This is a genomic window from Piezobacter thermophilus (assembly GCF_055386745.1).
The window spans coordinates 526,007-543,600 of the sequence record NZ_AP042380.1; the positions used below are offsets into that span (position 1 = coordinate 526,007).

The window sequence follows — 17,594 nt, forward strand, 5'->3', positions numbered from 1 at the left end:
ATCCCGGAGGTTTTGCCATTTTCTCCAGGAAGGCTACACTCGCCCGGGCAACACGCGCGTCAACACGCCCACGAGAGGAATCCCATGTCCGACCCCGCCGCTCTGGTCGCCGATATCGAGGCGCTGGAAGAAAAGCTTGCCCGTGCGCGGGCCTCGATCAATCGCCGTTTCATCGGGCAGGAAAGGGTCGTGGATCTCGCTCTTGCCGCGCTCTTGTGCGGCGGGCACGCGCTGCTGATCGGCCTGCCCGGTCTGGGCAAGACGCGGCTGGTCGAAACCCTGTCCACCGTCATGGGCCTGCAGGGCAACCGCATCCAGTTCACCCCCGACCTGATGCCTGCCGATATCCTCGGCTCGGAGGTGCTGGAAACCGCCTCCGACGGCACGCGCAGTTTCCGCTTCGTGCCGGGGCCGGTGTTCTGCCAGCTGCTGATGGCGGACGAGATCAACCGCGCCAGCCCCCGCACCCAGTCGGCCCTTCTGCAGGCGATGCAGGAGCGCATGGTGACCGTGGCCGGCAGGGACCGGCCGCTGGGGCCGCCGTTTCACGTTCTTGCCACCCAGAACCCGATCGAGCAGGAAGGCACCTACCCGCTGCCCGAGGCCCAGCTTGACCGCTTTCTGGTGCAGATCGACGTGGATTATCCCGACCGCGACACCGAACGCGACATCCTGCTGGCCACCACCGGGGTCGAGGATGCGTGCTCCGAACAGGTGTTCACGGCGCAGGAGCTTCTCGATGCGCAGACCCTGCTGCGGCGGATGCCGGTGGGCGAGTCGGTGGTGGAGATGATCCTCGACCTGGTGCGGGCCTTCCGCCCCGAGGAACCGGGCGCCTCCGAACGGGTGGCGGAAACCGTGGCCTGGGGGCCGGGGCCGCGGGCGGCGCAGGCGCTGATGATGACGGTGCGGGCGCGGGCGCTGCTGCAGGGGCGGCTGGCGCCCGATGCCGACGACGTGATCGAGATGGCCGGACCGGTGCTGAGCCACCGGATGGCGCTGAACTTCGCTGCCCGGGCCCGCGGCGACCGGCTGTCCGAACTGATCGAGGAAACCGTGGCTGGTCTGGCGCGGCCCGGGGCGGCAGCGTGATCCAGGCCCCGACCCTGCGCGAACGGGCCGAGGCCGAAGCCGCCCGGTTGCCGCCGCTTCTGGCCCGCGCCGAGCATCTGGCCGGCACCATCCTTCTGGGCGAGCATGGCCGCCGCCGGTCCGGGCTGGGTGACGATTTCTGGCAGTATCGCCCCGCACAGCCCGGCGACAGCCGGCGGATGATCGACCACCGCCGCTCGGCCCGGGGGGATCAGCAATATGTCCGCGAGCGGGAATGGCAGATCGCGCAGTCGGTGACGATCTGGGTCGATCAGGGTGCCTCGATGCGGTTTGCCAGCGGGCGCGACGTGCCGGAAAAGATCGACCGCGCCCGGCTGCTGGGGCTGGCGGCGGCGATCCTGCTGATCCGGGGGGGCGAGCGGGTGGGCCTTGCCGGGGCGGCGCCGCTGCCGCCGCGCCGGGGTCGGGCGCAGCTGACGCAGCTGGCCCTGGGGATGGTTCGGGACGATCCGGCCGAATATGCCCTGCCCGACATCCGGGCGCTGGTTCCCCATTCTCGGGCCCTGTTCATATCCGATTTCCTGGGCGACATGGACGGGATCCGGCGTGCCCTGACCTCGGCGGCCGATCGCGGCGTGCGCGGGGTATTGCTGCAGCTTCTCGACCCGGTCGAAGAGGCGTTTCCGTTTCGCGGCCGGACCGTGTTCGAAAGCGTGGGCGGCACGCTGCGGCACGAGACGCTCAAGGCCGGGCATCTGCGCGGGCGCTATCTGGAGCGGCTGGCCGCCCGCAAGGCAGAGTTGCGCGATCTGTGCCGGGCCACCGGCTGGCAGGCAGGTCTGCATCACAGCGGCGACAGTGCCCAGTCGGCGCTGCTGTGGATCTGGCGCGCGCTTGACGGGGGGCGGCGATGACGGTGCTGGGGGGGGTCGGCTTTGCCGCGCCGTGGCTGCTGACGGCGCTGCTGGCGCTGCCGGTCCTGTGGCTGATCCTGCGCGCGGTGCCGCCGGCGCCGGTGCGGCGGATGTTCCCTGCCGTGTCGCTGCTGCTGGGGCTGAAGGATGACGAAAGCACCTCTGACCGCACGCCCTGGTGGCTGCTGCTGCTGCGGATGCTGGCGGCGGCGGCGGCCATTGTCGGGCTGGCCGGCCCGGTGCTGAACCCGCGCGAAGAAGGCGCAGGGGGGAGAGGACCGCTTCTGGTGCTGCTCGATGCCGGCTGGGCGGGGGCGGCGCGCTGGCCCGAAAAGATCGCCCTGATCGAGGCGCAGCTGCTCGATGCCGCCCGCGCCGGCCGGCCGGTGGCGATCATGCGGCTGACGGCCCCCGAGGCGCCGGTCTTTCGCGCCGCCGATGCCCAGCGTGGCCGGCTGGCGGGGCTGCGGCCCGAGCCCTGGGTGCCGGGCCCGGCGCAGCTGGATGCGGCCATCCAGGCCCTGGCGGCGGTCGAGGGCGGGTTCGACACGTTCTGGGTTTCGGACGGGCTCGACTATCCCGGCCGGGGGCAGCTGGTCGAGACGCTGCGCGCACGGGGCCAGTTGCGCGTCTTCCAGTCTCCGGCGCCGGTGCTGGGCCTGCTGCCGGTCCGGTTCGAGGACGGGGTGCTGAAGATCGCGGCGCTGCGTTCCGTGGCCGGGCCGGCGCGGCGGGTGACCATCGAGGCGCGCGGGCGCGACCCGGCGGGCAACATGCGGGTGCTGGCCAGCCTGTCCGCAACCTTCGCCGCCGGCGCGGACCGGGCCGAGGCCGCCCTGTCGCTGCCGGCCGAACTGCGTGCCCGGATCACCCGGTTCGAGATTCGCAACCAGCGCGCGGCCGGGGCGGTGACGCTGGCCGATGACGGGTTGCGCCGGCGCGAGGTCGCCCTGATCGCCGGGCGCCGCGACCGCGAGGGGCTGGAGCTGCTGTCGCCGCTGCACTATCTCAAGCAGGCGCTGGTGCCCACCGCGGAAATTCTCGAGGGGGCGCTGCTCGACCTGCTGCCAGCCAACCCGGATGCGGTGGTTCTGGCCGACGTGGCGACCCTGTCCCCGGCCGAGCGCGACGGGCTGCGCGAATGGGTCGAGGGCGGGGGAACGCTGCTGCGTTTCGCCGGGCCGCGCCTGGCGGCCAGCGATGTCAGCCGGAGCGAGGAAGACCCCCTGATGCCGGTGCGCCTGCGCCGCGGTGGGCGCACCGTCGGCGGCGCCATGAGCTGGGGTGAACCCAAGCGTCTTGCCCCCTTCCCCGAGCAGTCCCCCTTCCATGGCCTGCCCGTCCCCGAAGACGTGCGGGTGCGCGCGCAGGTGGTGGCTCAGCCCGACCCGACGCTTGCCGAGCGGGTGATCGCAGCGCTGGCCGACGGCACGCCGCTGGTCACGCGCAAGCGGCTGGGCCAGGGGCAGGTGGTGCTGTTTCATGTCACCGCCAATGCCGAATGGTCGTCGCTGCCGCTTTCGGGGCTGTTCGTGCAGATGCTGGAGCGGCTGGCGGTATCCTCGGCCGCCCGGCCTTCGGATGCGGAACGGCTTGACGGCACGATCTGGCGCCCGGTGCAGGTCATGGACGGCTTCGGCGCCCTGGCACCGGCGGACAGCCTGCCGGGGATCGATGGGCCAAGGCTGGTTTCGGCCCCGCTCGGCCCCGGTCTGCGACCCGGCCTTTATGATTACGACGGCGGCGCGCGGCGCATGGCGCGCAACGTGCTGGCGGCGGGCGACGCGCTGGTGGCGGCGCAATGGCCCGAGGACGTGCCGGTGGAAGGGCTGGCGGTCGCCGGGGAACGCCCCCTGGGCGGGGGGTTTCTGGCGCTTGCGCTTGTGCTTCTGGCGCTGGATGTGCTGGCGGCGCTGGCCCTGTCCGGGCGGCTCCGGGGGCAGTCGGTGGCGGCCGGGCTGGTGGTCGCGCTGCTGGTGGCGATGCCCCAGCCGGGGGGCGCGCAGACCGCCGCCGGCGCGGGCGGCCCCGACGAAGAGGTGGCCATCGAGGCCACGCGCGACGTGGTGCTGGCCCATGTGCTGACCGGAAATCCGCAGGTGGACGCGGTTGCAAGGGCCGGCCTGCGGGGCTTGTCCGACACGCTGTTCTTCCGCACCTCGGTCGAGCCCGCCAACCCGGTGGGCGTTGACCTTGAAACCGACGAGCTGTCGTTCTTCCCGCTGCTCTACTGGCCGGTAACACCGGACCAGCCGCAGCCTTCGGCTGCCGCGATTGCGCGGCTGAACGCCTATCTGCGCGCGGGCGGCATGATCCTGTTCGACACCCGCGACGCGGATGTGGCGGGCCTTGGCGCCTCCAGCCCGAACGGGCGCAAGCTGCAGCAGCTGGCGGCGGCGCTGGACATCCCGCCGCTGGAGCCGGTGCCACGCGATCACGTCCTGACCCGGACCTTCTACCTGCTGCAGGATTTTCCGGGGCGTTACGCGGGCGGCGCGCTGTGGGTCGAGGCCGCGCCCCCCGATGCCGAAAGGGCCGAGGGGATGCCGTTTCGCAACCTCAACGACGGCGTCACCCCGGTGGCGATCGGCGGTAATGACTGGGCTGCTGCCTGGGCTGTGGATGACAACGGGGCACCCATGTTTCCCATCGGCCGAGGCCTGACCGGAGAGCGCCAGCGCGAGATGGCCTATCGCTTCGGCGTCAACCTGGTGATGTATGTGCTGACCGGCAACTACAAGTCCGACCAGGTTCATGTGCCGGCACTTCTGGAAAGGCTGGGCCAATGAACGGGCTGTCAGGCGGAACCGTGATCTTCGACCCGCTGCTGCCCTGGCCGCTGCTGGGCGCGCTGGCGGCGCTGTCGCTGGCGGCGGTGGTGCTTGCCGCCTGGCGGGGGCTGTCCGGCTGGGGGCTGCGGGCGCTGGGGGCGCTGGTGCTTCTGGGCGCGCTGTCGGGGCCTGCCTGGCAGGTCGAGGATCGCAAGCCGCTTTCCGACATCGTCCTGCTGATCGAAGATGAAAGTGCCAGCCAGAAGCTTTCCGACCGGGCCGGGCAGACCCGGCAGGCCGCCGACCGGCTGGCCGCCGCGATTGCCGCGCGTCCGAACACGGAACTGCGCCGCATCCGGGTGGGCGATGGCGAGGGGGACGAAGGCACGCGGCTGATGTCGGCGCTGGCGCAGGCGCTGGCGCAAGAGCCGCGCGGGCGGGTGGCCGGGATCATTGCGCTCAGCGACGGGCAGGTGCACGACCTCGATCGTGCCCCCGACCTGCCGGCGCCGATGCACCTGCTGCTGAGCGGGCGGGCGAGCGACTGGGACCGCCGGTTGATCGTCCGCAACGCGCCGGCCTTCGCCATCATCGGCGAACCGGTGACGTTGACCCTGCGGATCGAGGACCGCGGCGCCGCGCCGCGCGCGGGCGGGGCGGTGCAGCTGGACATCTCCGTGGACGGGGACGAGGCGCAGCGCTTCACCGTGCCGCTGGGACGTGACATCGAGGTGCCGGTAACGCTGAAACATGGCGGGCGCAACGTGATCCGCTTTTCCGTGCCGGTGGCCGAGGGCGAGATCACCGACCGCAACAACAGCGCGCTGATCCAGATGAACGGGGTGCGCGACCGGCTGCGGGTGCTGCTGGTGACGGGCGCGCCGCACCAGGGTACCCGGACCTGGCGCAACCTGCTGAAATCCGATGCCTCGGTCGACCTGGTGCATTTCACCATCCTGCGTCCCCCCGAAAAGCAGGACGGCGTGCCGGTGGAAGAGCTGTCGCTGATCGCCTTCCCGACCCGCGAGCTGTTCCTCGAAAAGATCAACGATTTCGACCTGATCATCTTCGACCGTTACAAGCGGCGGGGCATCCTGCCGGCGCTCTACCTTGGCAATGTGGCCGAATATGTCCGCAACGGGGGCGCGGTGCTGGTCGCTGCCGGGCCGGATTTTGCCAGCGCCGACAGTATCTGGCGTTCGCCGCTGGGCGAGGTGCTGCCGGCCCGTCCCTCCGCGCGGGTGATCGAACGCAAGTATCGCCCAGCGGTGACCGATATCGGCGCCCGCCATCCGGTGACCGAGGGTCTGCCCGGCTCGGACCAATGGGGATCGTGGCTGCGCCAGATCGAGGTCGAACCCGAGCGCGGCGACGTGGTGATGGCCGGCGTCGACGGCCGGCCGCTTCTGATTCTGGACCGGGTGGGAGAGGGGCGCGTGGCGCTTCTGGCCTCGGACCAGGCCTGGCTGTGGAACCGCGGCTATGAAGGTGGCGGCCCGCAGCTCGAGCTTCTGCGTCGGCTTGCGCACTGGATGATGAAGGAGCCCGAACTTGAGGAAGAGGCGCTGCAGGCTGCAGCCAGCGGGCAGAACATGCGCATCATCCGCCGCACGCTGGGCGACGCGGTCGGTCCGGTGACCGTCACCCGCCCCGATGGCGGAACCGACCGGGTGGAGCTGGAACAGGTGGCGCCGGGGCGGTTCGAGGCCAGCTATGAGGGGCCGGAAATCGGGCTTTACCGCCTGAGCGAAGGCGACAGGTCGACGGTGATCGGGCTGGGCCCGGCGGCGCCGCGGGAATTCGAGGAGACGATTGCCTCGGGCGACGTTCTGGCCCCGCTGATCGCCACCCGGCGCGGCGGCGTGAAGCGGCTGGAGGACGGCCTGCCGGTGCTGCGCGACGTGCGCGAGGGGCGCGTGGCCGCCGGGCGGGGCTGGATCGGGCTGACCTCGCGCGGGGCCTACGAGACGCTGGATGTCACCCAGGTGCCGCTGTTGCCGGCATGGCTGGTGCTGCTGCTGGCCTCGGCGCTGATCCTGGGCGGCTGGCTGCGCGAGGGGCGCCGCTAGAGCATGTGATCGCATGTCCGAGAAGCTCAAAACCGGTTCCCACTTTTGAGCGACATGCTTCAGCGCCAGTCGCGTTCAAAACCCGTCCACCCTGCCCGGAGCGCCCTGGCAACTCCGGCCCGGCGCCTCCGTCTCTCCCGAAACGAAATTCTTTTTCTGGCCCGCAAATATCCCGGGGGGAGAGGCCCGCAGGGCCAAGGGGGGCAGAGCCCCCCTTCCCGGCCCAGCCTTCTCCCCCACCCGGCGTTCCCCTGCACACCGGCGGATTTCCGTTCCGAAATCGCGCATGGATGACGGAGATGTCCGCCCATCCGGGCAGTCGCCTGCCCGCGCTTCCCGGAACGGGAATCCGTTCCGGCGCGACATGCTTCGGCACCGCACCGTCAGCGCCGCCGCAGCGTGTCGCCATAGCTGATCCTGGGTGTCAGGATGACCGAGGTTTCGACCTCGCGCGGGGGGTCTTCAAGGCGGGCGGCAATGATCTCTGCCGCGCGGCGGCCGATCTCGTGCCGGCATGCGTCCATGGTCGCCAGCTGCCGCGGCAGGCCCTGCAGCAATTCGACGCCGTTGAACCCGGCCAGCCCGATCCGACCGGGGATGTCCACCCCTTTTCCGAGCAGGTAGAGCAGCCCGCCCGCTGCGATCATATCGTTGGAATAGTAGAGAAAATCGAGTCTTGGCGACCGTTCCAGGATCGCCTTCGTCATCTCGCGCCCCTTGGCCAGCGCAGAGCCGCCGGAATAGAATTCACGATCCTCGATTTCCACCCCTTCCTTGGCCAGCGCCTCGGTAAAGCCCTCGAAGCGTTTGCGCGCGCGATGATCCAGCGGCATCTTGGTGCCCAGGAAACCGATGCGGCGGTAACCCGAGTCGAGGATCGCGCGGGCCATTTCACGTCCCGCGCGGCGATGCGAAATTCCCACCATCGCATCGACCGGGGTGCCGTCGGTGTCCATGATCTCCACCACCGGGATACCGGCCGCCTGCAGCATCGCCCGCGAGGCACCCGTATGCTCCAGCCCGGCGATGATCACCCCAGAAGGCCGCCAGGACAGCATTTCATACAGGACCTTCTGTTCCTTTTCCGGCAGGTAGTCGGTCACGCCGATCACGGCCTGCAACCCCGTGCCTTCAAGCACCTCGTTGATGCCGGTCAGAACCTCGGGGAAGACCATGTTCTTCAGCGACGGGATGATGACGGCGACCAGGTTCACCCGGTTCGAGGCCAGCGCGCCGGCGATCTTGTTGGGGACGTAACCCAGCTCCTTGGCGGCGGCAAGCACGCGGGCGCGGGTCTTTTCCGACACGTCGCCGCGGTTGCGCAGCACCCGGCTGACCGTCATTTCGGACACCCCCGAGGCTTCGGAGACGTCGCGAAGGGTGAGAGGGCGTTTGGGAGGTCTGGCCAATGTCCGGCTTCCACGAATGTTACAGGGAAATGTTATCCCCTTCATGCGATCCTGTTCAACCTTGTGCAAGGGCGGTGACAAGCCCGGAAAACCCGGTTAAGAGGATCCGCGTGCGGCCCCGTGGCTCAACTGGATAGAGCAGCCCCCTCCTAAGGGGCAGGTTGCAGGTTCGAATCCTGCCGGGGTCGCCAGAGATCGTCGCTCAGGGATTTCCAAAGGCGAATTTCCCCGATCGGCGCGGGTTGCCCGCGCCGGGGGCAGTTGCCCGAGGCGGAGATCCCCCGGATTCAGAGAAGAAGTTCAACGCAGATGACCAGCGCCGCCCCGATCAGCACACCCAGCAATGCCGGCCAGAAGGCTGGCACCCGGCGCGGCGGTTCAGCCGGCGGTTGCGGATTGGCCTGGGCGATCAGCGCGCGTTCCACCAGATCCGGCAGGCGGGGGCCGAAGCGGCCCACGACGCGCGCGGTCTTGAGCAGATCCGACGCGATGGCGCGCGGGCCGATGGATTTCTTGATGTAATCCTCGACCACGGGCCGGGCGGCCTGCCAGATGTTGATCTGCGGATCGAGCGAGCGCGCCACCCCTTCGACCACCACCATGGTGCGTTGCAGCAGGATCAGCTCGGTCCGGGTCTGCATGCCGAAACGCTCGGTCACTTCGAAGAGGTAGCTCAGCAGCTTGCCCATCGAGATATGCGAGGCATCGACGCCGAAGATCGGCTCTCCCACCGCGCGCAGGGCGCGGGCGAATTCGTCCACGTCGCGGTCGGCGGGAACGTAGCCCGCCTCGAAATGCACCTCGGCCACGCGGCGATAGTCGCGGCGGATGAAGCCGTAGAGGATCTCGGCATAGACCCGGCGGGTATATTCGTCGATATGGCCCATGATCCCGAAATCATAGGCGATGATGTCGCCGTCGGGCGCGACCTTGAGGTTGCCCTGATGCATGTCGGCGTGGAAATAGCCGTCGCGCAGCGCATGGGTGAGAAACAGCCGCAGGACGCGCTGGGCCAGGTCGCGCCGGTCGTGGCCGGCCGCATCCAGCGCCGCATTGTCGCCCAGAGGCACCCCGTCGGCCCAGCCCAGGGTCATCACCCGCCGCGCCGACAGGTTCCACAGGATCGGCGGCAGGCGGAAACCCTTGTCGCCCTTCGTGTTGTCGGCGAACTCCGAGGCCGCGGCGCTTTCCAGCCGCAGGTCCAGCTCGCCCTGGACCACGCTGTCGAAATGGGCCACCACCTCCATCGGCCGCAACCGCCGGGCGCCGGGGGCGAAGATTTCGACCATGCGGGCGGCGAAATAGAAGGCGTCGATGTCGCGGCGAAAGGCGCGCTCGATCCCCGGGCGCAGCACCTTGACCGCCACGTCCTGGCCGGTTTCCGCCAGCCGCGCCCGGTGCACCTGGGCGATCGAGGCCGCCGCGATCGGTTCGCTGAACTCCGAGAACAGCTCTTTCGCCGGGCGGCCCAGCTCGCGCGCGACCTCGGCCATGGCCTCGTCGCGGGGGAAGGGGGGCAGGCGGTCCTGCAGCACCCGCAGGTGGTCGGCCAGCTCCTGCCCCACCACGTCGGGGCGGGTGGACAGGACCTGACCGAACTTGATGTAGGCCGGCCCCATCGCGGTCAGCGCGCGGGTGGCGGGCGGCAGGTCGGGGTCGCCCCTGTAGCCCAGCCACATGAACGGCTTGCCCAGGGCGTGGGCGAGGAAGCGGATCGATCTCGGCGCCTCGAAAGCGTCGAGCACCACGTTCATCGCGCCGTTGCGTTCCAGCGTGGCACCGGTGCGGATCAGCCGCCAGAGATTGTGCGGGCCGCGCATGTCAGAGCTTCCATCCCGAATGCAGGGCGGCCACGCCCAGGGTCAGGTTGCGGTATTTCGCATTTTCGAAACCGGCGGCGCGGATCATGTCGAGGAAGGTTTCCTGATCGGGGAAGCGGCGGATCGATTCGACCAGATACTGATAGCTGTCACGGTCGCCGGCGATCAACTGGCCCATGCGCGGGATCACGTTGAAGCTGTAGAGGTCGTAGAGCCTGCGCAGCGCCGGGTTCGGCACCCGGGTGAATTCCAGCACCATCAGCCGGCCGCCCGGGCGCAGCACCCGGAAGGCCTCGGCCAGGGCGTCCTGGGGGCGGGTGACGTTACGGATGCCGAAGCTGATCGTGTAGACGTCGAAGCTGTTGTCCGGGAAAGGCAGTGCCATTGCATCGCCCACCACCCAGTCGAGGCTGTCGGCCATCTGCGCCGCCTCGGCCCGCTTGCGGCCCTCGATCAGCATCGGCTCGGTCAGGTCCAGCACCGTCGCATGGCCGGAACCTGCGCGCTTGAGAAAGCGGAACGCGATGTCGCCGGTGCCGCCGGCCACGTCGAGCAGCCTCTGCCCCGGCCGCGGCGCCAGCCAGTCCATCATCGCATCCTTCCAGATGCGGTGGATGCCGGCGCTCATCACGTCGTTCATGATGTCGTATTTGGAGGCGACCGAGTTGAACACGCCCTTGACGCGGCCGGCCTTTTCCTCTTCCGGAACGGTCTGGAACCCGAAATGGGTGGTCTTGTCGCTTGTCTCGGCCATGGCGGTTGCCCAATGTCGATTCCGTCCCCCCTTATAGGGGTCTTGGGGGCGGGCACAATGCGGCCCATTGCAGAAGGAGCGCGATCATGCCCGAATTGCCCGAGGTCGAAACCGTCCGCCGCGGTCTGGCGCCGGTGATGGAGGGCGCCGTGATCGCGCGGGCGCAGGTGAATCGCCCCGATCTGCGCTGGCCCTTTCCCGAGCGCATGGCCGAACGGTTGACCGGGGCGCGGGTCCTGCGGTTGCGGAGGCGGTCGAAATACATCCTCGCCGATCTCGACCGCGTCGAGACGCTGATCGTGCATCTGGGCATGTCGGGGCGGATGACGGTTTCGGGTGACCCTCTGGGCCGGTTCCTGCGCGATCATCCCCCGTATGACCGGCACGATCATGTGATCCTCGACATGGACAATGGCGCCCGCATCACCTTCAACGATCCGCGCCGGTTCGGGATGATGGATCTGGTGGCAACGGATGCGGTGGAAGGCCACCGGCTGCTGGCCGGGCTGGGGCCCGAGCCGCTGGGCAACGGGTTCAGCGAAAGCTGGCTGGCGGGCGCGCTGCGGGGGCGGCGCGCGCCGATCAAGACGGCGCTGCTGGACCAGGGAATCGTTGCCGGGCTGGGAAACATCTACGTCTGCGAATCGCTTTTCCGGGCCGGCATATCGCCCAGGCGCCAGGCCGGGCGGATTTCGCGCGCCCGCCTCGCGCGGCTGGTCACGGCGATCCGCGAGGTGCTGCAAGAGGCCATCCGGGCGGGCGGCTCCAGCTTGCGCGATTTCCGCCAAGCCGATGGAGAGCTTGGGTATTTTCAGCACGCCTTCGATGTCTACGGCCGCGAGGGCACACCCTGCAGGCGGCCCGGCTGTTCCGGCGTCATCGCCCGTATCAGGCAGTCGGGGCGATCCAGCTTCTACTGCCCGCGCTGCCAAAGATAGCTTGAACCGGGCACGCCGCATGGTAAGGAATCGGCCCTGACAGTGAACAACCGAAAGCAGTTCCCATGGCCTTTGAGACGATCATCGTCGAAGTCGAGGATCACGTAGCCCTGATCCGGCTCAACCGCCCCGACGCCCTGAACGCGCTGAACACCCAGCTTCTGAACGAGCTCTGCCAGGCGCTGGAAGAGGCGGACGCCAATGACAAGGTGCGCTGCATCGTCATCACCGGGTCGGAAAAGGCCTTTGCCGCCGGGGCCGACATCAAGGAAATGTCGTCCAAGAGCTTCGCCGACGTGTTCGGGGAAAACCTGTTCGCCGATGCCAGCGACCGCATCACCGCCATCCGCAAGCCGATCATCGCGGCCGTGGGTGGATATGCGCTGGGCGGGGGGTGCGAACTGGCGATGATGTGCGATTTCATCATTGCTGCCGATACGGCGAAATTCGGCCAGCCCGAGATCAATCTGGGCGTGATCGCCGGCATGGGCGGCACCCAGCGGCTGACGCGCTTCGTCGGCAAGTCCAAGGCGATGGACATGAACCTGACCGGGCGCTTCATGGATGCCGAAGAGGCCGAGCGCAGCGGGCTGGTCAGCCGGGTCGTACCGGCCAAGAAGCTGGTCGAAGAGGCGCTGGGCGCGGCCCAGAAGATCGCCGAGAAATCCATGCCTTCGGTCATGGCCGCCAAGGAGGCGGTGAACCGCAGCTACGAAACCACGCTGCGCGAGGGCGTGCTGTTCGAACGGCGCGTGTTCCACTCCATGTTCGCAACCGAGGACCAGAAGGAAGGCATGGCCGCCTTCATGGAAAAGCGCAGCGCGCAGTTCCGCGACAAGTGACACGCGGCGGCCCGGCAATGCGGGGCGACCGCTCCATTCCGGGGCGGCGGGGCAGGCCCGTCGCCGCGGTTCTTTTCCGGCTTGGCAAGCACGGGAAACTCGGGTAACCAGCGCCGTCAGACATGCGCGTGCAGCCCGCTCAGGCTCGAATCACCCGGCAGAGGCGTGGCCGGGCGGGTTTGGCATCGCGCCAATCGAGTGAACCAAACCCGAAGAGGTCCAAAGACACATGGCCAACACGCCCCAGTCGAAGAAACGCGCCCGTCAGAACCAGAGGCGCTATGCCGTCAACAAGGCGCGCCGTTCGCGCATCCGCACCTTCCTGCGCAAGGTCGAGGAAGCCATCGCTTCCGGCGACAAGGAAGCCGCCCAGGCCGCACTGCGTGCCGCCCAGCCCGAGCTGATGCGCGGCGTGACCAAGGGCGTGTTCCACAAGAACACCGCCGCCCGCAAGATGTCGCGCCTTTCGGCCCGCGTGAAGGCGCTTGGCTGATCCCGCAGCGCGGCAGGAACGAATTCGCAAGTTTCCAAAAGGCGTTGCCGACGGCGGCGCCTTTTTTCGTGGCCGGCGGGGGAGGAGCCTTTCTGCAACCGCGAGAGATTCTTTGCCCGGAATCGCCGAGTCAACAGCATAGTTTCGTTGCTGCCTCGCCCACGGAATTGTTATCCCTTTGGCAGCGATTCACGCGCTTGGGGGGACAGGCGGCGCCTGATGATGACGGTGGGACAAGGCGTCACTCATCGGGCATGGGCCGGCATGGCCGGGCTGTTCGGTCGACTCGGTCTGCTGTGCGAAATCGGTTTCGCCGACTCGCATCCTGTCATGGCATGAGTGTGTAACGGTTTGGTGTCGGGTCGGCCCGAAGGAGGAACGGTTCGACCTTGCGAGTAGGGGACCAGGCCGTTGCGGGCGCCTGTTGCAGGTGTCCTTCTGCATGGCTTTGTCTGCGGAACTCGTGGCCTTTGCGTGTGCGCTCTGCCGGCAACGACAGCCGGTCAAGGAACAAGGCGGGTGATGGGGCCGGACAAGTGGGATATGTGAGGCACGCAATGACAGAGGAAAAATGGGGTCAGCTCAGGCAGAGGTTGCTCAAGACGGTCGGCAAGAACAACTTTACCACCTGGATCGAACCCCTCGAATTCCTCGAACTGCAGGATGGCGTGGCAGTCTTCAGCGTTCCCACGAATTTCATGGGAAACTATGTCAGCCAGAATTTCGCGGACCTGATCCTTTACGAACTGAACACCGCCGGTGAAAAGGCCCAGCGCGTCGCCTTTCGCGTGATTGCCAATTCCCCGGCTTCCCCGGCGCGGCCGGACGGCAAGGCGGCGGGCACGGGATCGAGGGCCGAATCGAGGACCGCGAAGGCGCGGGCCGCCTCTGACGGGCTCGAGGCGATTCAGGCTGCGCCGCTGGATCCGCGCTTTACCTTCGACAGTTTCGTGGTCGGCAAGCCCAACGAGCTGGCCCATGCCGCGGCCCGCCGGGTCAGCGAAGGCGGTCCGGTCACCTTCAACCCTCTGGTCCTTTATGGCGGGGTGGGTCTGGGCAAGACGCACCTGATGCACGCGATTGCCTGGGAGCTGCGCTCGCGCCATCCCGAACTGAACGTGATCTACCTGTCGGCCGAACAGTTCATGTACCGTTTCGTGCAGGCGCTGCGCGAACGGCGGATGATGGATTTCAAGCATCTGTTCCGGTCCGTGGACGTGCTGATGGTAGATGACGTGCAGTTCATCGCCGGCAAGGACAGCACGCAGGAGGAGTTCTTCCACACCTTCAACGCGCTGGTGGATCAGAACAAGCAGATCATCATTTCCGCCGACCGCGCGCCGGGCGAGATCAAGGATCTCGAAGAGCGGGTGAAGTCGCGCCTGCAATGCGGGCTGGTGGTGGACCTGCACCCGACCAATTACGAATTGCGGCTGGGCATCCTGCAGAGCAAGGTCCAGCTTTACGCCTCCACCTATCCCGACCTGAAGATCGCGGATGGCGTTCTGGAATTCCTGGCCCAGCGGATTTCGACCAATGTGCGCGTGCTCGAAGGGGCACTGACGCGGCTTTTTGCCTTTGCGTCGCTGGTCGGGCGCGAAATCGACATGGAGCTGACCCAGGACTGCCTGGCCGACGTGTTGCGGGCGTCCGAGCGCAAGATCACCGTCGAGGAAATCCAGCGCAAGGTTTCCGAATACTACAACATCCGCCTGAGCGATATCATCGGCCCCAAGCGCCTGCGCGCCTTCGCCCGCCCGCGGCAGGTGGCGATGTATCTGTGCAAGCAGCTGACCAGCCGTTCCCTGCCTGAGATCGGGCGCCGCTTTGGCGGGCGCGATCATACCACGGTCATGCATGGCGTGCGCCGGATCGAGGAACTGAAACTGACCGACGGCCAGCTTGCCGAGGATGTGGAGATTCTCCGCCGGGCCCTGGAAGCGTAACGGCGCGGGGGCGCGGCTGGCCGAAAAGCGGCTGCGGCCGGACTGACGGCAAAGCCATAACTGACGGCAAAGCCATAGCGGCCGGTCAACCTCGGCCGGCCCCCTTGACCCTTTCCGCAAAGCAGCGGACAAATCCACAAAAACCTTGTGCCGGCGGTGCAAACGGCTAGTTTGCCTGTCCCGGCCGTTTGAAGGGAAGAAGGGATATGAAGATCAGCATCGAACGCGGCGCGCTGCTCAAGGCCGTGTCCCAGGCGCAATCGGTTGTCGAACGCCGAAACACGATACCGATCCTTGCCAACGTGCTGATCGAGGCCGAGGACGACACGGTTCAGTTCCGGGCCACCGACCTGGATATCGAGATCGTGGACAAGGCTCCGGCCCGGGTGGAGCGGCCGGGCGCGACCACCGTTTCCGCCACCACCCTGCATGAAATCGTGCGCAAGCTGCCCGATGGCGCGCTTGTGACGCTGACCGCGGACAATGCCGCCGGCAGGCTGTCGGTCGAGGCAGGGCGGTCGCATTTTTCGCTGGCGACCCTGCCGAAAGAGGATTTTCCGGTGATGGCCTCGTCGGAATACCAGTCGAATTTCAGTGCGCCTGCCCCGGTGTTGCGGCGGCTGTTCGACAAGTCCCGCTTTGCCATCTCGACCGAGGAGACGCGCTATTATCTGAACGGTGTCTACATGCATGTGGCCGATGCGGATGGCGGCAAGGTGCTGCGCTGCGTGGCGACCGACGGGCATCGGCTGGCGCGCATCGATGCAGATCTGCCGCCGGGTGCTGCCGACATGCCGGGGGTGATCGTGCCGCGCAAGACGGTGGGAGAGCTGCGCAAGCTGCTGGATGATGACGACATGGAGATCGCCGTTTCGGTCAGTGAAACCAAGGTGCGCTTTGCCACGCCCGACATCACCCTGACCTCCAAGGTGATCGATGGCACCTTTCCCGATTACACGCGTGTCATTCCGGTGAACAATTCGCGGCGGCTGGAAGTGGATGCGGCCGAGTTCGCGCAGGCTGTGGACCGGGTGGCCACGGTTTCGTCCGAGCGGTCGCGGGCGGTGAAGATGCAGCTCGAGAACGACCGGCTGGTGCTGTCCGTCAACGCTCCCGACAGCGGTGCCGCCGAGGAGGAACTGGCCGTCGCCTACGGCGACGAGCCGCTCGAGATCGGGTTCAACGCGAAATACCTGCTGGAAATCGCCAGCCAGGTCGATCGGGAAAATGCCGTGTTCCTGTTCAACTCGTCCGGGGATCCGACCCTGATGCGCGAGGGCAATGACCCGAGCGCGGTTTACGTGGTCATGCCGATGCGGGTGTGATCGCGCGTTCCGCGCGATGCCTCCGGCGGGAGTATTTGGGGCAAGAGGAAGGGGCTGGCGATGGCCTTGGCCCTGACGCAGCTGGTGGTTTCGCAATTCCGGTCGCATGACGTGGCGCGCCTGTCGCTGGACGGGCGGCCGGTCGTGATCTTCGGTCCGAACGGGGCGGGAAAGACCAACCTTCTGGAGGCCGTTTCCCTGTTTTCGCCGGGGCGTGGGCTGCGGCGGGCGAGTGCGGCCGAGATGGTGCGCAGGCCCGGGGGCGCGGGCTGGAAGCTGGCGGGCGTTCTGCGGGTGGCAGGGCGGTTTCATGAAATTGCGACCTGGTCCGAAGGCGGCGCCGCCCGGCAGGTGCGGATTGATGGAAAGGCGGCAAGCCAGCTGGCGCTGGGGCGGATTGCGCGGGTTCTGTGGCTGGTGCCGTCCATGGATCGTCTGTGGACCGAGGGCGCTGAAGGGCGGCGGCGGTTTCTGGATCGGGTTGCGATGAGTTTCGAGCCCGACCATGCCGAGGCCGTGCTGGCGTGGGAAAAGCCCATGCGCGAGCGCAACCGGCTGCTGAAGGATCAGGTGACCGATGCCGGCTGGTACGATGCGCTCGAGGCGCAGATGGCGGTTGCGGGGCGGCGCATCCACGAGGGACGGGAGGCGGCGCTGGCCTTGCTGGCCGAGGCCCAGGCGCGGGCCGAGACCGCCTTTCCCGCGGCTGATCTGGCCCTCGTTCAGGCCGAGGGCGAGATGCCCGGGGACGAGGATGCCCTGCGCGCGGCGCTTGCCGAAAGTCGCCGGCGTGACCTGATGGCGGGACGGACCCTGATCGGGCCGCATCGCAGTGATCTGCGGGCGGTCTATGCGGCCAAGGGGGTGGCGGTGGCGCAATGTTCCACCGGAGAGCAGAAGGCGCTTCTGGTTTCCCTGATCCTTGCCAATGCGCGGGCTCTTGCGGACCGGACGGGGGATCCTCCGATCCTGCTTCTGGACGAGGTTGCCGCGCATCTGGATGCGGAGCGCCGCGCCGCGCTGTTCGACGAGATCTGCGCGCTGGGGGCGCAGGCCTGGATGACCGGCACCGGGGCAGAGCTGTTCGGGGGGCTGGAGGGCCGGGCGCAATGGTTCGAGGTCACCGACGCCAATGGTCTGTCCGTGCTGCGCGCGGCGTGATGCAGGGCGGGCAGATCGGCGCGGTTCCGGGGCACAAAATCTGGGGCTTCGGCGTGACATTGCCCCCCACGGTTCGTATATAGGACGTGACGAACAGGG

The 17,594-nt window shown here is 67.9% G+C and carries 13 protein-coding genes and 1 tRNA gene; 11 read left to right on the forward strand and 3 right to left on the reverse strand.

Annotated elements, in window-relative coordinates; translation table 11 throughout:
* Window positions 1–84: 84 nt before the first annotated feature.
* Genes ACZ5CM_RS02435 through ACZ5CM_RS02450 form a run of 4 tightly spaced genes read left to right on the forward strand, consistent with a single transcriptional unit; the run spans window position 85 to window position 6,807 of the window.
* Entirely contained in the window at window positions 85–1,092 is a 1,008-nt protein-coding gene (locus tag ACZ5CM_RS02435) for an AAA family ATPase (protein ID WP_464640947.1), read from the forward strand.
* The gene (locus tag ACZ5CM_RS02440) at window positions 1,089–1,967 is read left to right on the forward strand and encodes a DUF58 domain-containing protein (RefSeq protein WP_464640949.1); all 879 of its coding nucleotides are present in this window, start codon (window positions 1,089–1,091) and stop codon (window positions 1,965–1,967) included. Before ACZ5CM_RS02435 ends, ACZ5CM_RS02440 begins: the two co-directional genes overlap by 4 nt.
* A complete protein-coding gene (locus ACZ5CM_RS02445; protein WP_464640950.1) occupies window positions 1,964–4,756 on the forward strand; it encodes a DUF4159 domain-containing protein in 2,793 nt (930 codons plus the stop codon). Before ACZ5CM_RS02440 ends, ACZ5CM_RS02445 begins: the two co-directional genes overlap by 4 nt.
* Complete coding sequence (locus ACZ5CM_RS02450) at window positions 4,753–6,807, forward strand: glutamine amidotransferase (RefSeq protein ID WP_464640951.1); 2,055 nt, start codon at window positions 4,753–4,755, stop codon at window positions 6,805–6,807. The genes ACZ5CM_RS02445 and ACZ5CM_RS02450 overlap by 4 nt, the downstream gene beginning before the upstream one ends.
* Before the next feature lie 383 nt (window positions 6,808–7,190).
* On the opposite strand, the gene ACZ5CM_RS02455 is transcribed toward ACZ5CM_RS02450, so the two are convergent.
* Window positions 7,191–8,261, reverse strand: a complete 1,071-nt coding sequence (locus tag ACZ5CM_RS02455) for a LacI family DNA-binding transcriptional regulator (protein ID WP_464640952.1) — start codon at window positions 8,259–8,261, stop codon at window positions 7,191–7,193.
* A 69-nt stretch (window positions 8,262–8,330) separates the two neighbouring features.
* Here ACZ5CM_RS02455 and ACZ5CM_RS02460 point away from each other — a divergent pair.
* A tRNA-Arg gene (locus ACZ5CM_RS02460) sits at window positions 8,331–8,407 on the forward strand.
* A 96-nt stretch (window positions 8,408–8,503) separates the two neighbouring features.
* Here the strand turns inward: ACZ5CM_RS02460 and ubiB are convergent.
* Both ubiB and ubiE read right to left on the reverse strand, forming a co-directional pair.
* The gene (gene ubiB / locus ACZ5CM_RS02465; protein ID WP_464640954.1) at window positions 8,504–10,036 is read right to left on the reverse strand and encodes a 2-polyprenylphenol 6-hydroxylase; all 1,533 of its coding nucleotides are present in this window, start codon (window positions 10,034–10,036) and stop codon (window positions 8,504–8,506) included.
* Window position 10,037: 1 nt separating this feature from the next.
* Window positions 10,038–10,790: a bifunctional demethylmenaquinone methyltransferase/2-methoxy-6-polyprenyl-1,4-benzoquinol methylase UbiE gene (gene ubiE / locus ACZ5CM_RS02470; protein ID WP_464640956.1), complete on the reverse strand. Its 753-nt coding sequence runs from the start codon at window positions 10,788–10,790 to the stop codon at window positions 10,038–10,040.
* Between the two features lie 86 nt (window positions 10,791–10,876).
* Here ubiE and mutM point away from each other — a divergent pair, with 86 nt between their 5' ends.
* The 6 genes from mutM (at window position 10,877) to recF (ending at window position 17,495) form a co-directional block, all read left to right on the forward strand.
* Entirely contained in the window at window positions 10,877–11,728 is an 852-nt protein-coding gene (mutM, locus tag ACZ5CM_RS02475; protein ID WP_464640958.1) for a bifunctional DNA-formamidopyrimidine glycosylase/DNA-(apurinic or apyrimidinic site) lyase, read from the forward strand.
* A gap of 65 nt (window positions 11,729–11,793) precedes the next feature.
* Window positions 11,794–12,570: an enoyl-CoA hydratase gene (locus tag ACZ5CM_RS02480; RefSeq protein ID WP_464640960.1), complete on the forward strand. Its 777-nt coding sequence runs from the start codon at window positions 11,794–11,796 to the stop codon at window positions 12,568–12,570.
* 229 nt (window positions 12,571–12,799) lie between these two features.
* Window positions 12,800–13,063: a 30S ribosomal protein S20 gene (gene rpsT, locus ACZ5CM_RS02485; RefSeq protein WP_464640962.1), complete on the forward strand. Its 264-nt coding sequence runs from the start codon at window positions 12,800–12,802 to the stop codon at window positions 13,061–13,063.
* A gap of 557 nt (window positions 13,064–13,620) precedes the next feature.
* A complete protein-coding gene (gene dnaA / locus ACZ5CM_RS02490; RefSeq protein ID WP_464640964.1) occupies window positions 13,621–15,009 on the forward strand; it encodes a chromosomal replication initiator protein DnaA in 1,389 nt (462 codons plus the stop codon).
* A gap of 206 nt (window positions 15,010–15,215) precedes the next feature.
* On the forward strand, window positions 15,216–16,334 hold the full coding sequence (dnaN, locus tag ACZ5CM_RS02495) for a DNA polymerase III subunit beta (RefSeq protein ID WP_464640966.1): 1,119 nt from the start codon (window positions 15,216–15,218) through the stop codon (window positions 16,332–16,334).
* A gap of 60 nt (window positions 16,335–16,394) precedes the next feature.
* Window positions 16,395–17,495 (forward strand): DNA replication/repair protein RecF, encoded by a 1,101-nt coding sequence (gene recF, locus ACZ5CM_RS02500; protein WP_464640968.1) that lies wholly within the window; start codon window positions 16,395–16,397, stop codon window positions 17,493–17,495.
* The last annotated feature ends 99 nt before the right edge of the window (window positions 17,496–17,594 follow it).